The following is a 20,917-nucleotide window of genomic DNA, read 5'->3' as shown; positions in this document are numbered from 1 at the left end:
AAGGGTGGATGGGGTGTGACGAGTGGGCTCGCCGACGTCAGACGTCGGCGAGGGCGAGGTGCGGGAACCGCCGCTTGAAGAGGTACTCGACGAAGCCGACCAGGTAGTAGAGGACGAGTCCGAGCACGGAGACGAAGATGAGGGCCGCGAACATCTGGGCCGTGTCGAGCTGGGTCGAGGCGAACTGGATCTGGTGCCCGAGCCCGTTCTGCGACCCGGCGAACTCGGCCACCACCGCGCCGATGACGGCGAGCGTGATGGCGATCCGGAGGCCCGCGAAGAGATAGGGCAGCGAGGTCGGCACCTGGATACGGGCCAGGATCTCGTTCTTGCTCGAGCCCACGGAGTTCATCAGCAGCAGCAGGTCTTCATCCGTACGCCGAAGCCCGAGCACCATGTTGAGGGTGATCGGGAAGAAGGCGATCACGACGATGAGCACGAGCTTCGGCGTCATCGAGTAGCCGAACCAGAGGATGAAGATCGGCGCGAGGGCGACTTTCGGCACCACTTGGAAGAGCACGATGAGCGGATAGATCGCCCGATCGAGGAAGCGGAAGCGCACCACCGCGAGCGCGAGCGCGACGCCCACCACGATGCTGATGAGGAACCCGTACACCACCTCTTGAGTGGTGACCCAGGTGTTCGTGAGCAGGAGCTGCCAGTTGGCGACGATCTCGGCAGCGATCTCGCTGGGCGTCGCGATGATGTAGCTCGAGACGTCGAAGACGTCGACCGCGAGCTCCCAGGCCACCACCACGATGACGGCTACGAGGAGCGGTGGCCAGAGCTTCGACCAGCGGAGGCGCCACGATGATGTCGGCGCACTGGAGGTGAGGGGAGCCGGGCGGGCCGGAGCGGTTGCCGTCATCGTCACACCCCTGCCTGCTGGGGAACGACCAGCTGTTCGCGGAGCCGGGTCGAGTACCCGGTGAACTCCGCGCTGTCGAGCAGGTCGGCGCGCCGCGGCCGGTCGATGTCGATGGTCATCCGGTCGATGATGCGGCCGGGATTCACGCCCATGACGTTCACCGTGTCGGAGAGGAACACCGCCTCACCGATGGAGTGCGTGACGAACACGATGGTCTTGCCGGTGGCAGCCCAGATCGACGCCAGCGTCTCGTTCATGGAATCGCGGGTGATCGCATCCAGGGCGCCGAAGGGCTCGTCCATCAGGAGGATGGCGGGGTCCATCGCGAGGGCCCGGGCGATCGAGACGCGCTGCGCCATGCCGCCCGAGAGCTGGTGCGGATAGCGGTCTGCGGCGTGGGCCAGACCGACGAGGTCCAGGGCGTCGTCGACGGCCTGATCGCGCGCTTTGCCCTTGCCGGCGATCGAGCGGAGCATGGCCACGTTCTCGCGCGCCGTCTTCCAGGGCACGAGCGCCGGCCGTTGCAGCACGAGGCCGATCTGCTTGGCCGCCACCGCCTGCCGGGCCGGGGCGTCGCCGATCATCACCTCACCGACGGTGGGGGTCAGGATGCCGCCCAGGATCTTCAAGAGCGTGCTCTTGCCGCAGCCCGACGGGCCCAGCAGGGTCACGAAACTCCCGGCCGGAACGTCGATGTCGAGCTGGTCGAGCACCACCGTCGACCCGAAGGCCATCCCGATTCCCCGCGCGGATATGCCTGAGACCGTCATTCGCCACCCCTGTCGAATTTATTACATGTTGAGGACGTTTTATCGCCTAAAGATAGGATGTCGACTGAGACGGATGCCCACAACCCTTTCGGGGAGATTTAGCACGGTTGAAACACGGCCGTAATATCGGGCGCGCACGGGGCGCGGCCTCGTACGTGCCCCGTGACGGGCATCCCACGCCTGGCGCAACGGCTCAGCCGGCCGCCACGAAAGGGATCAGCGCTCGAGCGCGCCGATCGCCTCGGCGAGGCGGTCGCTGGCGCGGCCCAGGTGACCACGCAGATGGGTGACGGCCTGCTCGGCGTCGCCTGCCGCGATGCTCTCGAGGATCTCCTGGTGCTCGGCGGCGATCTGATCGACGGAGAGCAGGCTGCGGCCCTGCACCTGCGCCATGCACAGGCGCACCTCGTCGACGAGCGAGCGATACATCCGCTCGAGCCGCGGACTGCCGACGGCCTGCACGAGCGCCGCGTGGAAACGCATGTCCGGCTCGACCGAGTCGAGTGCCGCACCGCTTCCGGATGCGCGCACGCGGCTGTTCGCCTCGACCGCCGCCTCGGGCACCCGCTTCTCCGCCGCGAGTTCGCGCAGCGCCTCGCCCTCGAGCCGGAGCCGGGTGCCGTAGATGTCGCGCACGTCGTCGGGGCCGAGTTCGGGCACGCGCGGCGTCTTGTGGGTGCCCCGCTCCAGGAGGCCCTCGGTGACGAGCTTCTCCACGGCCGCCTTGCCCGTCGATCGCGAGATGCCGTACTCGGTGGCGATGGCCACCTCGGTGAGGGTGGCGCCGGAGAGCTCGCCGGCGAACAGCCGACGCCGGAGGTCGTCGGCTGCAGCGTCGACGACCGAGACCGCGGTGATCGTGCGGGGCATGCGGCTCCTCTCGGCGTGGGCGTCCAGTGTATCGACGCCTGACTCGCTGGCGCCGTCGACAGGTCGAACCGCGCCTGCCCGAGCCGATCTGATGGCGGTGAACGGCCGCTGCCAAGATGATCTGAGCGACATTCGACGATCAAAAAACGACATTGGGGGAAGCATGACCACGACCGAGCAGACGACGACCAACCGATCCAGCCGTAGCCTGGATCGTCGAACCCTGCTGCGAGGTGCCGCCTGGTCGGTGCCCGTCGTCGCGCTCGCGGTCGCCACGCCTGCGGCGGCGGCGTCCGACATCGAGGTGGGGGCCTATCAGGTCGTCGGAACCTGCGGCATCCAGGGCGTGCAAGGCCCCGGCTTCCTCCTCACCGCCAGCTCGTCAGCCGCGCTCCCGGTCGGCACGACCGTCATGATCGTCGCCTCCGGCGTCGCGAACGCCGGGGTGTTCTCCGTGACCGGCGGCACGGCCAGCCAGCAGATCCTCTCCGGAACGGCGCGCCTGTTCACTCTCACGGCGGCTCTTCCCGCCGGCGCGACGATGGCGTTCCGCACGACCCTGTCCACCTCGGTCTCGTTCACTCTGAATGCCTCCACCCAGGTTCCGACGGGCTACACGGCCCAGGGAGCGAAGACCACCGGCTCGGTGAACTCGACGCTGGTGCTCTGCAGCGGCAGCTGATCGCAGCCTTTGCGGCAGGGCGGCCCGACCGGGCAGCCGATCTGCGAGCGGGCGCCGGAGTGTGACTTGTTCAAACAGTCGACTTGTTGAACAATGTACGGATGAGCGCCCGCCCGCTGTCGCCGACGACATCCGCCACCGCCGCCCGCTTCGGAGCCGAGGTGGCCGCATCCGGCGCCACCGCCGACATCTCCACGCGCGCCATCGACCTGCACGCCAACGCGCATGACGCCTCGCACTTCCTGCTCGTGCCCGAGGCCCTGGTGATCGCGAGAGACGCCGCCGACGTCGGGCGTCTGCTCCGCGCCGGCGCCCGCTCCGGCACCCCGGTCACCCTGCGCTCCGGCGGCACGAGCCTCAGCGGCCAGGGCGTCACCGACGGCGTGCTCGTCGACGTGCGGCGCAACTTCCGCCGCATCGAGATCGAAGACGACGGCCGGCGCGTGCGCGTTCAACCCGGCGCAACCGTGCGCCAGGTCAACGCCCGCCTGGCCCGGCACGGCCGCAAACTCGGACCCGATCCGGCGAGCGAGTCGGCGTGCACCATCGGCGGCGTCGTCGCCAACAACTCCAGCGGCATGGCCTGCGGCATCACGGGCAACACCTACCGCACGCTCGAGTCGATGACCGTCGTTCTCCCGAGCGGCACCGTGGTCGACACCGGGGCACCGGATGCCGACTCCCGCCTCGCCCACGACGAACCGACCCTCACCGCGGGCCTCCTACGCCTCCGCGACCGCATCCGCGGCAACCCCGAGTCGGTGCGCATCTTGCAGCACCAGTTCTCGATGAAGAACACCATGGGCTACGGCCTCAACGCCTTCCTCGACCACGACACCCCGGCCGAGCTGCTCGCCCATCTCGTGATCGGCAGCGAAGGCACCCTCGGTTTCGTGGCCGAAGCGGTGTTCCGCACCCTCCCCCTGCTGTCCCAGGCCGCGACCGGCCTGCTCATCTTCGACGACCTGCTGGCGGCCAACGAGGCTCTGCCCGGCATCGTCGCGAGCGGCGCCGCCGCCGTCGAACTGATGGATGCGCAATCGCTGCGCGTGGGCAAGGCCGAAGCGGATGCGCATCCCCTGATCCGCGATCTCGCCGTCGACAAGCAGGCCGCCCTGCTGGTGGAGTACCAGGCATCCACCGCCGACGAGCTGCTCGACGCCCAGGCCGTGGGCCAGCGCACCCTCGACGGCCTGCGCACGAGCACCCCCACCGTGCTCTCGACCGACGCCACCACCCGCGCCTCGCTCTGGCACCTGCGCAAGGGCCTCTACGCCACCGTCGCCGGTGCCCGCCCCTCCGGAACCACGGCGCTGCTCGAAGACGTCGTGGTTCCGGTCGAATCGCTCGCCCGCACCTGCGAGCGCCTGATCGACCTCTTCGGCCGCTACGAGTATGAGAACAACGTCATCTTCGGCCACGCCAAAGACGGCAACATCCACTTCATGCTCACCGACCTCTTCGAAGGCGCCGGGCTCGACCGCTACGCCGCCTTCACCGACGACATGGTCGACCTCATCCTGGGCGAGGGCGGCTCGCTCAAGGCCGAGCACGGCACAGGTCGCGTCATGGCCCCGTACGTGCGGCGCCAGTACGGCGACGAGCTCTACGCCGTGATGCGCGAACTCAAGTCGCTCTGCGACCCGAGCGGGATGCTCAACCCGGGAGTCATCATCACCGACGACCCAACGGTGCACCTCAAGGACATCAAGCGCACCCCCACGATCGAGGTCGAAGCCGATCGCTGTGTCGAGTGCGGCTACTGCGAACCGGTGTGCCCGAGCCGCGACCTCACCCTCACGCCCCGCCAGCGGATCGTGGTGAAGCGCGCCATCGCGAGCGCGACCGCCGACGGCGACACCGCCCTCGCCGCGTCGCTGGAGCAGGACTACGAGTACCAGGGCGTGCAGACCTGCGCGGTCGACGGCATGTGCCAGACCGCGTGTCCCGTGCTCATCAACACGGGCGACCTGGTGCGGCGCCTCCGCAAGACCGAGCACGGCGGCGTGGAGAAGGCGGTGTGGAAGACGGCCGCGCAGCACTGGGGCGCGACCACCCGGATCGCGAGCACGGCGCTCACCGTGGCCGAGAAGGTGCCATCGCCCGTCATCACGATCCCGAACCGTCTCGGCCGCGCCGTCGTGGGTGACGACGTGCTGCCGATGTGGTCGGGTGAGTTGCCGGCGGGTGGAGCGCGCCGGTCCCGCCCGGCACCGCCGCCGAATGCCGTGCCCGAGGCCGTCTACGTTCCGGCCTGCGTCAACGCGATGTTCGGTCCGGCGGATGCCGCGGACGGCGCCACCGGCTCGGGCGTGCAGCGCAGCTTCGAGCAGCTCTGCGAGCAGGCCGGCGTCGCCGTATTCGTGCCGAGCGACATCGACTCGCTCTGCTGCGGCACCCCGTGGTCGTCGAAGGGCCTGCCCGACGGCGCGGCGATCATGCGTGACCGCGTGCTGGCGAGCCTCCGGGAGGCCACGCGCGACGGCGAGCTGCCGATCGTCTGCGACGCCTCTTCGTGCACCGAGGGCCTGCTCCACACGATCGAGGCCGATCCGGCACCTGACGCGACGGGCGCCCGACGGATGCGCGTGATCGACGTGGTCGACTTCGTCGCCACGCGCATCCTGCCGGCCCTGCCCGAACACGACCGCATCGAGAGGCTCGCGTTGCACCCCACGTGCTCGTCGACCCGGCTCGGCATCAACCCTCAGCTCACCGCCGTGGCGAACGCCGTGGCCGAGACGGTCGTGGTGCCCGACGACTGGGGCTGCTGCGCCTTCGCCGGAGACCGAGGGATGCTGCATCCCGAGCTCACCGCGTCGGCGACCCGCTCCCAGGCGGCCGAGGTGCGCGCATCCGGGGCCACCGCCCACGCCAGCTGCAACCGCACCTGCGAACTCGGCATGACCCGAGCCACCGGCGCCGAGTACCAGCACGTGCTCGAACTGCTGGCGGAGGCGACCCGCGCTCCCTCGCGCTGACAGGGACGGACCGCATCGAATCACCAAGACACGCCGCTACGGCGCGCGCCATTCCGTCAGATTTTGACGACTCGACGGGGGAGGTCAGGGCGGCGGGCGCCGGCGAGCGCGAGGGCCTCGCTGCGCCAGCGGTCGTAGAGGGCCCAGGGGTCGTCGACGCCCGCCGCGAGGGCGGCGATGTGCGCGTCGAGGGCGGCGTGCGGCGCGAACCACTCGCCGCCGAGGCGGTGCGCCGCGAACTGCGCGTGCCGGCGCTGCTCGAGCAGGCGAGTGCCGCGTTCGAGGGCGAGCAGTTCCTCGACGTGCAGTTGCGCGAACCGGCCACGCGGGTTCGCCGAGGTGCCGATCTTGATGCGGTCGCCGAAACGCACGTAGTAGACCACGTCGACGCGCACCGGCTCGGCCTCGTCGTCGGGCCGTTCGCCCAGGCGCCACTCGCACACGGCGCAGAGCCAGCCCGAGGGATACCGCACCCCGAGTCGCGACCCGCACGCCAGGCACGGCGACGGCAGCGCATCCGTCACGCCCACCTCGCCGGCCACCCATTCGTAGGCCGCAAGCAGGTGCCGGGTGCAGATCTCGAGCGGAGCGGATGCGTCGGCCGGCGCCCTGCACGCCGCACCGGCGTCAGGGTCGCGGATGCCGCACGTGCGTTCTCGTTCCGCCATGCGGCGACCCTAGCCGCCACCGCCGACATCGCCGCGAACCGGATGTCGGGGGTGCGGGATAGCGTCTCGCCCAACGACACGAGCGCCACGAGCGGCCGCTGCCGAAACACGGTCGAACCACGGAGGGAGGATGCGCGGTGCCCGAGAACATCGAGGCGTGGTGGGAGCGCCGGCAGTGGTCGAAGGGGGCCGCGGTGCCGTATGCGGTCGGCACCTATCGCACCGAGTGGGCGAAATATCCGATGCTGGTGCGGCAGTACCATCCCGACCTCAATCGCGAGATCACGCTCACCCAGATCCCACCCGCCGCCGACGTGTACCTCACCTGGCAGTGCGACAGCGGGCACCTGTTCGTCGCCACTCCCGAGGAGCAGCGGTCCCGCCCCGGGCGGGTTCGGCGCCGCTCGGCCTGGTGCCCCGTGTGCGCCGATCTGGCCGCGCCCCGCCGCATCCGTCCTGCCGCGCTCTGGCCCGCGGAGGCCGGGCCCACCTCTGCCCCGGATGCCGCGCACACCCAGCACCGCCGGGCAGCGCCCGCTCCTGTTTCGGACGCGGCGCCCACCTCGCACCGCCGGGCCACGCCCGCCCCTCCCCCGGACGCCACGCCCACCTCGCACCGCCGGGCCACGCCCGCCCCTCCCCCGGACGCCACGCCCACCCCGCACCGCCGGGCAGCGCCCGCTCCTCCTCCCCGCGGCGAGGGTGGGCGCCGACGCCCGCCGTCCGCGCGCGCCCTGCCGACCCGGCCGGCCGGCGAGGCGTTCCGCAGCGCGCACGCCCCACCCACCGCGTCGGCCGCCGAGGCGCTGCTGCAGCAGAAGCTCGCGGCGCGCCTCGAGTTCGATCCCGCGCCCAACGCCGTCGCCGTGGCCCGCCCGTTCCACGGCCGACTCGAAGTGTGGCCCGACATCGTGATCGCGGAGTTGCGCGTGGCGCTCGAATACGACACGGTCGGCCGCTTCGGCCTCGAACACGTGGGCCCGCGCGAGGACTCCGACCGCAGCAAAGACCGCCTGCTGCGCGCCGCCGGTTGGGAGGTGGTGCGCATCCGCTGCGCCCCACTCCCCTTGCTCGGCCCGCACGACGTGCCCGCGCCGGCGAAGGTCACCGACCGCCTGATCGCGCGCCTCCTCGACACCCTCCGCACCCTCCGCGGCGACCTCATCGTGAACGCCTACCTCCGCCCCTGACCGACGCGCGCTCAGCCGCACGTCTTGGCGGAATGACGCCCCCCGCCAGCGCGAATACGTGCGGATGAGGGGCCGGGACGGGTGGGGGGCGCGCAGCTAAGGCGATCCCGGCGCCGGTGCGGGCACGTCGCCCGAGGCCATGTCGATCGCGGCGAGCAGGGCCCAGAGCTCGGCGCGGTCTTGGAACCGGTCGAGCGAGAGGCCGAGCGCCCGCTCGACCCCCTCCAGCCGAGACCTCAGGCTGTGGCGATGGATGCCGAGCTCCCGCGCCGCCGGCTCCCACTGCCCGTTGTGCCGCAGCCAGACGGTGGCCTCGAACAGGCGCTGCCGCCCCTCCGCAGTCGACAGCAGGGAATGCAGACGCGAGCGCGCGACATCCGCCACCGCCGTCGCGGAGAGCAGGCCGAAGAAGCTCGACGACACGAGCGTGGCGAAGTCGACGATCTCGTGCTCGCCGGCCCGGTCGAGCGAGCGGGCGGCCTGCACGAGTCCGGCATCCAGGCTGTCCCAGTCCACCACCCCCGAGACCCCCGCCCGCACCTGCCGCGCGGTGAGCAGCCGGCGCAACTCGGGCCAACGGCGCTCGTCGGCGAGCAGCACGAAGGCGTCGCCGTGCTCCACCACGAACAGGCGGTTGCGACGATCGGAGGCGCGTCGCTCGAGCGTGTCGCGAAGTGCCGGGTCGGTCTCCTCCGCGCGCAGCGACACCACCACGAAACGCTTCTCCGGCAGGCCGGTCGGGATGTCGCCGAGCGCCTTGCGCACGGCGGCCACCCGCCCGTCGCGCAACAGCTCGAACAGCTGCACCATCAGGGCTCGCAGGCTCATCCGCTGATCCTGGCTGCGTTCGAGCGAGACCTCGGCCAGCGCGATCAAGGTGGTCACCACCGAGAGCTCGGCCGCATCGAACGGGCCCGCCTTCGCCAAGGCCAACACCCCGCGCAGGCGCCGGCTCCCGCCCAGCGTCTGCAACGAGACGTGCATGCCGCCGATCTCCATGTCGACGCGGGCCCGCCGTTGATTCTGCAGCAGACTCTGCACATCGGGCCGGATGCTCGCGAAGGCCCGGCGCGACGCCGCCGACAGCGCCGAGTCGGCCGTCGACACCTCGGCATCGGGATCGAAGACCGCGATGTCGCAGCCCAGCCCGCTCGCGGTGGTGCGCACCGCAGCCGCCAGGCCGCCGCCGGCCAGTGCCGCCAGCGAGACCGAGCGCTGCGTGGTGAGCGCCCAGTCGACGCGGGAGCGCGCCTCCGTCGACTGCACCTCGGCCACCCAGCGGGCGATCGCGATGAAGGGGGTCTGGTAGGGCACTTCGACCAAGGGCATCCCGAGCCGGGTGCAGGCCTCGACGAGTTCGCCCGGCGTGCCCTCCCGCACCACCTCGGTGCCGAAACCGAGGGCCACCACGCCGGCCGCCTGCAGTCGCGCGACGTACTGCGAGGCGAAGGCGGCCGATCCGTCGGCGGAGAACTGTCCCCCGGTGGTGAGCAGCATCTGCCCCTCCACCAGGAAAGGCGACGGATCGGCGAGATCGGAGCTGTGCGCCCACGCGATCACCACGGGATTCTCGGGCGCGGCCGTGAGCCGCCGGAGCAGGAACGGCCGATGGGCGAGGAGCGCCGAGAGGGTGGCGGGCATGCACCCAGCGTACGCCGCGTACATCCTGCCACTTCGGCAGTTCACGGCACAGATCAGGACGGAGTGTCTCTGACGGCAGCCCCACGTCGTGCCTACCGTCGGGGTACTTCCCTCGCCTCGATCTCTGAGAACGGACACCCATGACACTCACCGAACCCTCCACGTCCGCGACCTCGACACCCCCGCCGCAGCTCGGCGGTCCGACCCTGCCGCAGCGTCGCGAGCTGGTCACCGCGATCCCCGGCCCGCGCTCGATCGCCCTGCAGCAGCGCAAGTCCGCGGCCGTGGCGAACGGCGTCGGCGTCGCGCTGCCGGTGTTCGTTCAGGCGGCCGGCGGCGGCATCGTGCTCGACGTCGACGGCAACTCGCTGATCGACTTCGGCTCCGGCATCGCCGTCACCGGCGTCGGCAACTCCGCACCGGCGGTGGTCGATGCCGTGACGCGCCAGGTGGCGCAGTTCACCCACACCTGCTTCTCGATCACCGGCTACGAGGGCTACGTCGAGGTGGCCGAGTCCCTCAACCGCCTCACCCCCGGCGACCACGAGAAGCGCACCGCCCTGTTCAACTCCGGCGCCGAAGCGGTGGAGAACGCGATCAAGATCGCCCGGCACTTCACCCGCAGGCAGGCCGTCGTGGCGTTCGACCACGCCTACCACGGCCGCACGAACCTCACCATGGGCCTCACGGCGAAGTCGATGCCCTACAAGAGCGGATTCGGGCCGTTCGCCCCGGAGATCTACCGAGCCCCGCTGTCGTATCCGTTCCGCGACGGCGGCCTCTCCGGCGCCGAGGCGGCCGCCCGTGCGATCACGCAGATCGAGAAGCAGATCGGGGCCGCCAACCTCGCCGCGCTCATCATCGAGCCGATCCAGGGCGAGGGCGGGTTCATCGTGCCCGCCGACGGGTTCTTGCCGGCCCTCGCCGACTGGGCCCGCGCGAACGACGTCGTGTTCATCGCCGACGAGGTGCAGACCGGATTCGCGCGCACGGGAGCGATGTTCGCCTCCGAGCACGAGGGCATCGTGCCCGATCTCGTCGTCACCGCGAAAGGCATCGCGGGCGGCCTGCCCCTCTCGGCGGTCACCGGGCGCGCCGACATCATGGACTCCTCGCACGTCGGCGGCCTCGGCGGCACCTACGGCGGCAATCCGCTCGCCTGTGCGGCCGCGCTCGCCACGATCCAGAGCTACCTCGACGACGACCTGGCCGGCCGCGCCCGGGAGATCGAGACGGTGCTGCGGGGCGGGCTGAACGCCATCCGCGCCGCCGACGACCGGGTCGGAGACGTGCGGGGCCGGGGCGCGATGATCGCGATCGAACTCGTCGACCCGTCGACGGGCGAACCGGATGCCGCGCTCACCGCCGCTGTGGCCCACGCCGCCCACGCCGAGGGCGTGATCCTCCTCACCTGCGGAACCTACGGCAACGTGATCCGCTTCCTCCCGCCGCTCACCATCTCCGACGACCTGCTCCGCGACGGCCTCGCCGTGGTGCGGAAGGCTCTGGCCGCATCATGACACTCGCCTCTCCCCTGCCCGTGATCCACGCCGAGACCGGCACGGCCGCGGCATCCCCCGCCCCCGCCTCCACCCGCGACAACACGCTGGCGGATGCGCAGGCCCAGCTCGCCGACGCCATCGCACTCCTCGGCTACGACGCGGGCATCCACGCGATGCTCGCCGCCGCCCGCCGAGAGCTCACCGTGAGCGTTCCGCTCCGGCGCGACGACGGCTCCACCCAGGTGCTCACCGGTTACCGGGTGCAGCACAACATCTCCCGGGGCCCGGCGAAGGGCGGCCTGCGCTACAGCCCGTCGGTCACCCTCGACGAGGTGCGTGCCCTGGCGATGTGGATGACCTGGAAGTGCGCCCTCCTCGACGTTCCCTACGGCGGGGCCAAGGGCGGGATCGCGATCGACCCTCGGCAGTACAGCCTGGCCGAGCTCGAGCGCGTGACCCGGCGCTACACCAGCGAGATCCTGCCCATCATCGGACCGCAGCAAGACATCCCGGCCCCCGACATCGGCACCGACGAGCAGACGATGGCGTGGATCATGGACACCTACTCGGTGACGCAGGGCCATACCGTCCCCGGCGTCGTCACGGGCAAGCCGCTCAGTCTGGGCGGATCGCTCGGGCGGCCGAGCGCCACCTCGCGCGGAGTCGTTCACATCGCCGGCGCCGCCCTCGAGCGAGCCGGCATCTCGGCGCACGGCGCGACGGCGGCGGTGCAGGGCTTCGGCAAGGTGGGACGGGATGCGGCGCGGTTCCTGGCCGAGCGCGGGGTGCGGGTGGTCGCGATCGCCGATCAGTACGGTGCGGTGCACTCCTCCGCACCCGCGGGGATCGACGTCGAGGCGCTCGCCCGCCACGTCGACGAGGAAGGGACCGTCGTCGGCTTCGCCGGCGCCGATCCGCTCGACCCTGCAGAGGTGCTCGAACTCGAGGTCGACCTCCTGGTGCCCGCGGCGGTCGAGGGCGTGCTGCACGAGGGCAACGCCGCCCGGGTGCGGGCACGCATCGTGGTGGAGGGCGCCAACGGCCCCACCACGCGCGAGGCCGACCGCATCCTGCAGCAGAACGACGTGCTCGTGGTGCCCGACATCCTCGCCAACGCCGGCGGCGTCATCGTGTCGTACTTCGAATGGGTGCAGGCCAACCAGTCCTACCGCTGGGAGGCCCGCGACGTCGAAGCGCGCCTGGGCGAACGGATGCTCGCCGCCTGGGCCGGGGTCACCACGCACGCCGCGGAGCTCGACATCACGCTCCGCGCGGCGGCCACGAGCCTGGCGGTGGCGCGGGTGACCGAGGCGCATCGCCTTCGGGGCCTCTACCCCTGAGCCTCCGTTCCGGGGGCTCTCGGGTCGGAGCGTCCCCGGAACCGGAACAGGAACAGAACCGGAACCGGCTGGCGCTCCGGTGGGATGTGTGGCACACTCAAGACAAGAACGAACGTTCTGTCTTCTGGAAAGGATCTGCTCATGTCCACTCCCACCGTCCTCCTCGTCCACGGTGCCTTCGCCGACGGCTCCAGCTGGTCGAAGGTCGCCGCCCACCTCCGCGAGGCCGGCATCGACTCGCGCACCGTCGCGAACCCCCTGCGCGGCCTGAGCTTCGACGGCGAATACGTCGCGAGCGTCGTGGCGCAGACTCCGGGCGACGTGGTGCTCGTCGGCCACAGCTACGGCGGACCCGTCATCACCTATGCCGGCAGCAGCGCCGAGAACGTGAAGGGCCTCGTCTACGTGGCGTCGTTCGGTCTCGACACGGGCATGAGCGTGCAGGATTCGACGGCGGGCTTCCCCGACTCCGAGCTGGCGAGCTCGCTGCAGCCGTGGACCTTCCCCGGCAGCGAGCTGCCCGAGTTCACGATCCAGCAGGACAAGTACCGCTCGGCCTTCGCCGCCGACGTGACCGACGAGGAGGCCGTCTTCGGCGCGGCCAACCAGCGCCCGGCCGCGACGGTCGCCCTCGGCGAGCCGCTCGCGGTGGAGCCCGCGTGGAAGCGTCTGCCCAGCTGGTGGGTGCTCTCCGGTGCCGACAACGCGATCAACCCGGATTCGCAGCGGGCGGCGGCGGCGCGCGTGGGCGCATCCGTCACCGAGCTCGACGGCGGGTCGCACTCGATCGCCGTCTCCCGCTCGCGCGAGGTGGCCGACGTGATCATCGCGGCGGTGCGCGCGGTCTCCTGACCCCGACCCGCACGGGCGGCTCCCGGGCAGCTCCCGAGCGGCTCTCTCCAGCCGCCCGGGAGGCCGATGACCGTTCGGGAGGCCACACCGGCCTCCCGAACGTCGATCCCGACCTCCTGGCCTCCCGAACGACCGACCACCCGCCGAGGTTTCTGGGCGCCGGCCCGGCCGTGTCGCCGGCCGGGGATCCGCCGGGAGTCGAGACGCGCGGAGGGCCGTGGCCGTAGGGTGTGCACATGGCCGCGGAGCTGACGCTGGGCGCCGAGGAGGAGTTGCACCTCATTGACCTCCGGAGCGGAAAGCTGTCGGCGCGCGCGCCGCAGATCCTGTCCCGGCTGCCCGGCGAGAGCTACTCCGCCGAATTGCAGCGCACCACCATCGAGACGAACACCGCGGTGCAGACGACGCTCGGCGGATTCCGCGCCGACATCCTGAAGCTGCGGGCGGGCCTCGTCGAGGCCGCCGCTCCGGAGGGCGTGGGCATCGCCTGCGTCGGAACGGCGCCGCGCTCGGAGTTCGCCGACTTCGAGCTCACCTCCTCGGGCCGCTTCGCCCGGATGCAGGAGCAGTACCGGCTGCTGGTCGACGAACAGCTCATCTGCGGAACCCAGGTGCACGTCGGCGTCTCCGATCGCGACCTCGCCGTCGAGATCGCCCAGCGCGTCGCGCGCGACCTCCCGGTGCTGCTCGCCCTCTCGGCCAGCTCGCCCTACTGGAACGGGCACGACACCGGGTATTCGAGCATCCGCTCGATCATCTGGCAGCGCTGGCCGAGCGCCGGAGCCACCGGCGAGCTGGGCTCGGCCGCCGAATACGACCAGCTGCTCGGCGACCTGATCGCCACCGGGGTGATCGCCGATTCGAAGATGGCCTACTTCGAGGTGCGGCCCTCGGCGCACGCCCCCACGCTGGAGCTGCGGGTGTGCGACGCGTGCCCGATCGTCGACGACGCGGTGCTCATCGCCGGACTCTTCCGTGCGGCGGTGCGCGCCGCCGAGCTCGACATCGAGGCCGGGCGCCCCGCCGTCGTGGCCGCACCACCCGTCCACCGGGCCGCGATGTGGCAGGCGGCCCGCGCCGGACTCACGGGCGACCTGCTCGACGACACCGCGCATCCGCGGCCCCTGCCCGCCGCCCAGGTGGTGCGGCGGCTGGTCGCGCGCTTGCGCCCGCAACTCGAGGAGCTGGGCGACCACGAGGAAGTGGCCGACCTCGCCGAGACCCTGCTCGCCCGCGGCAACTCCGCCGACCGGCAGCGCGCGGCGTTCGCCGAGTCCGGATCGCTCGACGCCGTGGTGCGGCTCGTGGTGGAGGAGACGCACGGGCCGGCCGGCGGACCACCGCCCGCGGTCGCGGCGCTGCGCAGCTACCGCACCCGCGCGGGCGACGAGGCCGTCGGCCCGGGAGCGCGGCCCCGGCCCGCCTACGAACGGATCGCGCGCCACTACGAGGAGCTGACCCCCGAGCAGCTGACCGCCCGGATGCGCGCGGGGCGCGAGTGGGTGGCCACGCACGGGATGACGGTCGGCAGCGCATCCGGCGGGCAACGCGACTTCGAGGTCGACCTCGTGCCGCGCGTCATCACCGCTCACGAGTGGGTGCGGATCGTCGACGGCGTCACGCAACGCGCCCGCGCGCTCGAGGCCTTCTTGAACGACGTGTACGGCGAGCAGCGCATCGTCTACGACGGAGCCGTGCCCCGTGCGGCGCTCGAGCAGTCACCCGGCTGGGTCGAGGCGGCACGCCTGCTGCCCCGCGGCGGCGTGCGCGCCCCGATCATGGCCTTCGACCTCGTGCGCAACGAGTTCGGCGACTGGCGCGTGCTCGAAGACAACCTGCGCAACCCGGTCGGTGCCGGATACGCCATCGCGATCCGCGAGCTGATGGACGAGGTGGCACCCGACGTTCCGCGGCCCGAGGGACTGTTCTCACCGTCGGACGGGTTCGCGCTCCTGCGGCGGGCCGTGCTCGGCGCCGGCGGAGTCGCAGCAGCGGGCGCGGAGGTGACGCGCGGCGACAACGTGGGCCTGCTCTCGAGCGGACCGGCCAGCGCGGAGTGGTTCGAGCACCGCGCGATCGCGGAGGGCGCCGGGCTCGTGCTGCTCGGTCTCGACGACGTGACGGTGGACAACGGACGGGTGTTCGCGCGAAGCGCCGCCGGCGCGGAGACGTCGGCAGCGCCGCTCGATGCGCTCTACCTGCGGCTCGACGTCGAGCTCCCGGAGGCGGTCGACAGCGCCGGGCGCGCGATCGGCCGCGAGATCATGGAGGTCGCGGCATCCGGCGGCGTCGTGCTCGCGAACGCCCCGGGCAATGGGGTGGGCGACGACAAGGCGATGTACTGCGACGTGCCCGCCTTGATCGCCTACTACCTCGGCGAGCGCCCCCTGCTCGAACAGGTGCCGACCTATCGCACGGGCGACGACGCCGAACTGCTCACCGTGCTCGAGCGCGTGGGCGAGCTGGTGACCAAGCCGGTGGGCGGCGACGGCGGAGCCGGTGTGCTGGTGGGTCCATCGGTGCCGGCCGCAGCCGTGGCCGAGCGACGATCGGCCATCGCGGCCGCGCCCGCCGAGTGGGTGGCGCAGGAGGTGGTGCCGTTGTCGTCGCATCCGACCCTCGTCGAGGTGGATGCGCGGATCGGCGACCTCGGAGCCGTGCTGGAACCGCGCCGCGTCGACCTGCGCGTCTTCGTGTTCGCCACCGGGGCGGCGACAGGCGCGGAGGCGGACTTCGAGGTCGCGCGCTTCGCCCTCACGCGGGTGGCGCCGGCGGGCAGCATGGTGGTGAGCGCGTCGCAGGGCGGGGGCGCCAAAGACACCTGGATCCTCCACGGCTGACGGCGGCTCGCCGTGGAGGTTGGCGCGTCGCCTCAGACGCGGGTGAAGAAGCCGTGGGCGGTGGGGCGCGTTTGCTCGTCGCGTCCGCGACCGGGGCTGGTGGCCGCGAGGGCGACGAGAACCGCGATCCAGAGGGCGAGGGCCGCGAGCAGGAGGAGGAAGAACATGGTGGTCTCCAAGGGGTGGGGATGCGCTCGGTCGATGCGCATGAACCACGGTGCTCGCTGAGGTGGGGGCGCTTCATCGGGCGATCGCCGTATTCTCGGGCCACTGAGCATCCGCCTCCTAAGGCGTGGCGTCAGTTCGGGCGAACCTGAGCGCACGCGACCCCGAATACGGCCTCGGTGAGCTTCTCGTTCGCCCGAAACAGATCAGGCGAGCGCGGGGACGCCGCGGCGCGGCATCCGGAGCGCGAAGAGGGATGCCGCACCCATCAGCACCACGGCCGACCCGAAGGCCGCGGGGAACGAGAAGGCGTCGACGAGCAGGCCTGCGACGAGGGGGCCGGCGATCGCGCCCACGTCGGAGAACGCTTGGAAGACCGCGACCGGCTGCCCGCCGCGCGCGCCCGCTGCGTCGCCGACCGCGGCCGCCGGGGCGGTGCCCATGAACGCGGCCGCGACACCGTAGACGCAGAGCAGAACCACGAGCATCCAGAGTTCGGCGACGAACGGGATGGCCAGCATGATCGCGGCGCCCACCGCGAACGAGCCGATGATGGCCGGCCGACGCCCCACCGTGTCGACGAAACGGCCTGCCGGCAGCAGCGTCAGAGTCTGGGCGACGGCCGCGATCGCGAAGGCGATGCCCGTCCAGGCCGGTTGGCCGTGCAGCACCTCGACCACGAGCACGGGGATGAGCGCGCTCCGCACCCCCATCGCCGACCAGCCCTGCGCGAGATTCGCGAGCAGGGCCGTCTGATAGCCCTTGTCGCGCAGCACCTCGCGGAACGGCCGCACCGGCTCGGCTGCAGCCGTGGGGTCGCGGTGGTGACGGCCGAGCAGGGCGAGCCCCACGCCACCGGCGATCACGAGGGTGCCGGCGTAGAAGAAGAACGGGGCGTGCAGGGAGATGCCGGCGAGCAGGCCGCCGACCGCGGGGCCGGCCATCCCGCCGATCAAGAAGCCGCCCTGGTAGAAGCCGACCGCGCGGCCGCGCAGCGTCGGATCGACGGAGGCGAGCAGCAGGGTCATCGCCGAGACGGAGAACATGGCCGATCCGATGCCGCCCGCGCCGCGCAGCAGCAGTACCTGCCAGTAGGTGTCGGCCAGGCCGACGAGGGCGCTCGAGAGGGCGACGATGCCGATGCCCGTGGCGAGAATGATCCGTTCGCCGCCGACGTCGATGAGCTTGCCCACGAAGGGATTGGCCACCAGCCGCATCACCGCGAATGCCGACACCACGGCGCCGACCTCGAAGTACCCGACGCCGAAACTGCGCACGTAGACCGGAAGCACCGGCACCACCACGCCGAAGCCGAGCATCACGAAGAACGCGACCACCCCGAGCACCACGACGTCGCGTGGCAACCCGGCCCCGCGACCCCAGGCCACGCGGCGGAGAACATCGGATGCGCGGCCCACCCCTCCACAGTAGTTCGGCCGAAGGCCTCCCCCGGCGCGTGCGCGTCGCCGAGCTCCGGCGCGCGATTCATCGAGGCGGGCGCGGCCTCAACGCTCGGCGGGCTCGCGGGCCTCGAGGCCGGACAGGAAGAGCGCGACACCGAGCTCGAACACGGCGGGGCCCTCCTGGGTTGCGTCGACGGCGGCGGGATCGGTGGCGAAGGGCTCCACCACAACGCCGAGGCTGTCGGCCTGCAGCCGCTGCTGCTCGTGCCAGGTCTGGCCGATCACGAAGTGCAGCAGGGCTTCGGCGGCACGCTCGGCGATCATCCGGTCGAATCCTCCGCGCTCGATCCCGGCCGCGAGCCGTCGGCCGGCCTCGGCGGCTCCGAGCCCGAGGGCGAGGGCGCTGGAGACCACCTCGGCGCCGTCTTTGAACGCCAGCAGCGCATCGTGCAGGGCGAGCGCGTCGAAGAGCACCGCATCCTGCCAGTCGTCGGCAGGCGCCGGGCGAGTGCGTGTGCGCGACACGATCTCGTCGGCCACCGCCGCGAGCAGGGTCTGCTTGTTCGGGAAGTGCCAGTAGAGGGCGCTCGCCTGCACGCCGAGGCTCTCGGCGAGGTTGCGCATGGTGAGCTCGGGCAGGCCCTGCCGGTCGAGGATGGCCAGGGCCGCCGCCACGACATCGCGGCTGGAGCGGCGGGGGGTGCGAGGCTCAGGCCTTTCCGATTTCACCATCACCGTGCCATCCTATAACCTGAACGCCGTTCAGGTGAACAGTGTTCAGGATGGAGCAACCCCATGAAATTCGACGTCCGCGATCTGGCGAGGATCGCCGTCTTCGCCGCGATCATCGCGGTGCTCGGCATCCCCGGCGCCATCCCCATCTTCGGCAACGCCGTTCCCATCACGGCGCAGACCCTCGGCATCATGCTGGCCGGCGCCGTGCTCGGCGCCTGGCGCGGTGCAGCCGCCGTCGTCGTGTTCCTGCTGCTCGTGCTCGTGGGCCTGCCGCTGCTCTCCGGCGGCCACGGCGGTGCCGGAGTGTTCGTGGGCCCGAGCGCGGGCTACCTGTTCGGCTGGATCCTCGGTGCCTTCGTCACCGGTGCGATCGTGCACGCCGGGCATCGCCGGCCCACCTGGTGGCGCACGGCGCTCGGCTGCGTGGTGGGCGGCATCCTCGTGATCTACGCTGTCGGAGTGCCCGTTCAGGCCTTCGTCACCCACCTGCCGCTGGGCGCGACCGCGCTCTCCAGCACGGTCTTCCTGCCGGGTGACCTGATCAAGGCGGTCGTGGCGACACTCATCACGATGGGGCTGTGGCGGGCCTACCCGCGGGCTTTCGGCGACCAGGTGCGTGTGACGCCCGCGGCGAAGGTCGACGCGACCGTTCGATGACCACCCCGCTCCCCTCGATCCCGGCCTCCCCCGACGGCACTCCACCGTCGCGGGAGCTCGCGTTCGAGGGCGTGGGCGTCGACCTCGCGGGAGTGACCGTGCTGCGCGACGTCACGGTCACGCTGCCGCAGCGTCGCATCGCCGTGATCGGATCGAACGGCTCCGGCAAGTCGACCTTCGCGCGCCTCCTCGGCGGCCTGGTCGCGCCGAGTCGTGGCCGGGTGGCCGTGCACGGCCACGATCTCGTGGCCGAACGCAAGCAGGTGCTGCGGATGGTCGGTTCGGTGTTCAGCAATCCCGATGCGCAGATCATCATGCCCACCGTGGCCGAAGACGTGGCGTTCTCGCTGCGCCGGCGCGGGCTCACCCGCGAGGAGGTCGCCCGGCGCGTGACCGCCACACTCGAGCGCTACGGATTGGCCGAGCGCGCGGATGCCCCCGCCCACAGCCTCTCGGGAGGCCAGAAGCAGCTGCTCGCCCTGAGCGCCGTGCTCATCACCGAGCCGGCCCTGATCGTGGCCGACGAGCCGACCGCCCTGCTCGATGGCCGCAACAGCCGGCTGATCAGTGCGCTGCTGCTCGACGAGATCCCGCAGCAGCTCGTGCTGGTGACCCACGACCTCGAGCTCGCGGCGCGCTGCGACGTGGCCGTGCGCTTCGAAGACGGTCGGCTGTTCGAGGTCGACGATCCGGCCCCCGTCATCGCGCGCTATCGACGGGACCTCGGATGATCGCCCTCTACCGCCCGGGCACGAGCCCCCTCCACCGGCTGCCGGCCGGGCCGAAGCTGATCGCGCTGATGCTGCTGGCCATCGCGATCACCGTCTTCGCGAGCAACGCCTGGTACATCGCCGGCGCCTCGGCACTCGTCGTCGCAGGCTACTTCGCCGCCGGATTCGGTCCGCTCGAGATCCTGCGCCAGCTCTGGACGCTGCGCTGGATCGTGGCCGTCACCCTGATCACCCAGGTCATCTTCCTCCCCCTGCCGGTCGCGGCCACCAACACCGGCCGCGTGGTGACCGTGGTGATGCTCGCGACCCTCGTGACGCTGACCACCCGCACCAGCGCGCTCCTCGACGCGGTGGAACGTGGGCTGGGACCCCTGCGGCGGATCGGCGTCGACCCCGCCCGGGTGGGGCTGGTGATGGCGATGACGATCACCGTCGTTCCCGTGATCGCCGGCTACGCCGCAAGCATCCGCGACGCCCAGCGCGCCCGCGGAGCCAAGCCGCGGTTGCGCATCCTGGTCATGCCGCTGCTCGTGATGTCGCTGAAGCACGCCGACGAACTCGGCGACGCCCTGGTCGCGCGGGGCGCGGAATGACGGGCCCCGTGGCACCGGCCGGCCCTCCTGTCTACGGGCCGACGATCGACGACCACACCCGCTGCATCCACTACGGCACCGAGCTCGACATCGTGGCCATCAAGTTCTTCTGCTGCGACCGCTACTACCCGTGCCACCTCTGCCACGCCGAGACGGCCGGGCATGCCACCGCGCAATGGCCGCGTGCGCAGTGGCACGAGCGCGCCATCCTCTGCGGCGACTGCAAGGCCGAGATCCGGATCGCCGACTACCTCGAGATCACCGCCTGTCCTTCCTGCGGATCGGCCTTCAACGAGGGCTGCCGCCTGCACAGCCACCTGTATTTCGAAACGGGACCGGGCTTCGAGGGCGAGCCGCGCGCCTAGGCGTGACGCCGCCCGACCAGTCCGCCGGCCCGGTGGCGGCATCTTGCCGCATCGCACCGACGGA

At 71.6% G+C, this 20,917-nt stretch carries 19 protein-coding genes; 11 read left to right on the top strand and 8 right to left on the bottom strand.

The window, feature by feature from the left end:
* Nucleotides 1-37: 37 nt before the first annotated feature.
* From BLW00_RS07070 to BLW00_RS07060, 3 genes are all read right to left on the bottom strand, one after another.
* The gene (locus BLW00_RS07070) at nucleotides 38-868 is read right to left on the bottom strand and encodes an ABC transporter permease (protein ID WP_092551060.1); all 831 of its coding nucleotides are present in this window, start codon (nucleotides 866-868) and stop codon (nucleotides 38-40) included.
* Nucleotides 869-870: 2 nt separating this feature from the next.
* Complete coding sequence (locus BLW00_RS07065) at nucleotides 871-1,638, bottom strand: ABC transporter ATP-binding protein (RefSeq protein ID WP_217634306.1); 768 nt, start codon at nucleotides 1,636-1,638, stop codon at nucleotides 871-873.
* 216 nt (nucleotides 1,639-1,854) lie between these two features.
* Complete coding sequence (locus tag BLW00_RS07060) at nucleotides 1,855-2,508, bottom strand: GntR family transcriptional regulator (protein ID WP_092551055.1); 654 nt, start codon at nucleotides 2,506-2,508, stop codon at nucleotides 1,855-1,857.
* A gap of 163 nt (nucleotides 2,509-2,671) precedes the next feature.
* On the opposite strand from BLW00_RS07060, the gene BLW00_RS07055 reads away from it, so the two are divergent.
* Together BLW00_RS07055 and BLW00_RS07050 are read left to right on the top strand one after the other, a co-directional pair.
* A complete protein-coding gene (locus tag BLW00_RS07055; protein ID WP_092551052.1) occupies nucleotides 2,672-3,190 on the top strand; it encodes a hypothetical protein in 519 nt (172 codons plus the stop codon).
* A gap of 101 nt (nucleotides 3,191-3,291) precedes the next feature.
* Complete coding sequence (locus BLW00_RS07050; RefSeq protein ID WP_092551049.1) at nucleotides 3,292-6,171, top strand: FAD-binding and (Fe-S)-binding domain-containing protein; 2,880 nt, start codon at nucleotides 3,292-3,294, stop codon at nucleotides 6,169-6,171.
* Nucleotides 6,172-6,227: 56 nt separating this feature from the next.
* On the opposite strand, the gene BLW00_RS07045 is transcribed toward BLW00_RS07050, so the two are convergent.
* Nucleotides 6,228-6,839: a GIY-YIG nuclease family protein gene (locus BLW00_RS07045; RefSeq protein ID WP_092551046.1), complete on the bottom strand. Its 612-nt coding sequence runs from the start codon at nucleotides 6,837-6,839 to the stop codon at nucleotides 6,228-6,230.
* Between the two features lie 137 nt (nucleotides 6,840-6,976).
* Between BLW00_RS07045 and BLW00_RS07040 the strand changes: the two genes are divergently transcribed.
* Entirely contained in the window at nucleotides 6,977-8,029 is a 1,053-nt protein-coding gene (locus tag BLW00_RS07040) for a zinc-ribbon domain-containing protein (protein ID WP_092551043.1), read from the top strand.
* A gap of 96 nt (nucleotides 8,030-8,125) precedes the next feature.
* Here BLW00_RS07040 and BLW00_RS07035 read toward each other — a convergent pair whose 3' ends face one another.
* Nucleotides 8,126-9,670, bottom strand: coding sequence for a PucR family transcriptional regulator (locus BLW00_RS07035; RefSeq protein ID WP_175494170.1), 1,545 nt, complete (start codon nucleotides 9,668-9,670; stop codon nucleotides 8,126-8,128).
* 140 nt (nucleotides 9,671-9,810) lie between these two features.
* Between BLW00_RS07035 and gabT the strand changes: the two genes are divergently transcribed.
* From gabT to BLW00_RS07015, 4 genes are all read left to right on the top strand, one after another.
* Nucleotides 9,811-11,190, top strand: coding sequence for a 4-aminobutyrate--2-oxoglutarate transaminase (gabT, locus tag BLW00_RS07030; RefSeq protein ID WP_092551037.1), 1,380 nt, complete (start codon nucleotides 9,811-9,813; stop codon nucleotides 11,188-11,190).
* Nucleotides 11,187-12,512, top strand: a complete 1,326-nt coding sequence (locus tag BLW00_RS07025; protein ID WP_092551033.1) for a Glu/Leu/Phe/Val family dehydrogenase — start codon at nucleotides 11,187-11,189, stop codon at nucleotides 12,510-12,512. The genes gabT and BLW00_RS07025 overlap by 4 nt, the downstream gene beginning before the upstream one ends.
* Nucleotides 12,513-12,653: 141 nt before the next feature.
* Entirely contained in the window at nucleotides 12,654-13,364 is a 711-nt protein-coding gene (locus tag BLW00_RS07020) for an alpha/beta fold hydrolase (RefSeq protein WP_092551030.1), read from the top strand.
* A 236-nt stretch (nucleotides 13,365-13,600) separates the two neighbouring features.
* On the top strand, nucleotides 13,601-16,204 hold the full coding sequence (locus BLW00_RS07015; protein WP_092551027.1) for a carboxylate--amine ligase/circularly permuted type 2 ATP-grasp protein: 2,604 nt from the start codon (nucleotides 13,601-13,603) through the stop codon (nucleotides 16,202-16,204).
* A 32-nt stretch (nucleotides 16,205-16,236) separates the two neighbouring features.
* On the opposite strand, the gene BLW00_RS23385 is transcribed toward BLW00_RS07015, so the two are convergent.
* The 3 genes from BLW00_RS23385 to BLW00_RS07005 form a co-directional block, all read right to left on the bottom strand.
* Nucleotides 16,237-16,413: a hypothetical protein gene (locus tag BLW00_RS23385; RefSeq protein ID WP_175494169.1), complete on the bottom strand. Its 177-nt coding sequence runs from the start codon at nucleotides 16,411-16,413 to the stop codon at nucleotides 16,237-16,239.
* A 162-nt stretch (nucleotides 16,414-16,575) separates the two neighbouring features.
* Nucleotides 16,576-17,787, bottom strand: coding sequence for an MFS transporter (locus BLW00_RS07010; protein WP_245741349.1), 1,212 nt, complete (start codon nucleotides 17,785-17,787; stop codon nucleotides 16,576-16,578).
* A gap of 87 nt (nucleotides 17,788-17,874) precedes the next feature.
* Nucleotides 17,875-18,504: a TetR family transcriptional regulator gene (locus tag BLW00_RS07005; RefSeq protein ID WP_245741347.1), complete on the bottom strand. Its 630-nt coding sequence runs from the start codon at nucleotides 18,502-18,504 to the stop codon at nucleotides 17,875-17,877.
* Nucleotides 18,505-18,567: 63 nt separating this feature from the next.
* Here BLW00_RS07005 and BLW00_RS07000 point away from each other — a divergent pair, with 63 nt between their 5' ends.
* Genes BLW00_RS07000 through BLW00_RS06985 form a run of 4 tightly spaced genes read left to right on the top strand, consistent with a single transcriptional unit; the run spans nucleotide 18,568 to nucleotide 20,853 of the window.
* Nucleotides 18,568-19,164 carry a biotin transporter BioY gene (locus BLW00_RS07000; protein ID WP_092551021.1) on the top strand — a complete coding sequence of 199 codons (597 nt, stop codon included), beginning with the start codon at nucleotides 18,568-18,570 and terminating at the stop codon, nucleotides 19,162-19,164.
* Nucleotides 19,161-19,895: an energy-coupling factor ABC transporter ATP-binding protein gene (locus BLW00_RS06995; protein WP_092551018.1), complete on the top strand. Its 735-nt coding sequence runs from the start codon at nucleotides 19,161-19,163 to the stop codon at nucleotides 19,893-19,895. The genes BLW00_RS07000 and BLW00_RS06995 overlap by 4 nt, the downstream gene beginning before the upstream one ends.
* Nucleotides 19,892-20,488, top strand: coding sequence for an energy-coupling factor transporter transmembrane component T family protein (locus tag BLW00_RS06990; RefSeq protein ID WP_092551015.1), 597 nt, complete (start codon nucleotides 19,892-19,894; stop codon nucleotides 20,486-20,488). Before BLW00_RS06995 ends, BLW00_RS06990 begins: the two co-directional genes overlap by 4 nt.
* Nucleotides 20,485-20,853 carry a CHY zinc finger protein gene (locus BLW00_RS06985; protein WP_092551012.1) on the top strand — a complete coding sequence of 123 codons (369 nt, stop codon included), beginning with the start codon at nucleotides 20,485-20,487 and terminating at the stop codon, nucleotides 20,851-20,853. The genes BLW00_RS06990 and BLW00_RS06985 overlap by 4 nt, the downstream gene beginning before the upstream one ends.
* The last annotated feature ends 64 nt before the right edge of the window (nucleotides 20,854-20,917 follow it).

Source organism: Herbiconiux ginsengi, assembly GCF_900107435.1.
GTDB lineage: Bacteria > Actinomycetota > Actinomycetes > Actinomycetales > Microbacteriaceae > Herbiconiux > Herbiconiux ginsengi.
Note: the sequence above shows the minus strand (reverse complement) of the source record. Positions and strands in the feature narration are given on the sequence as shown.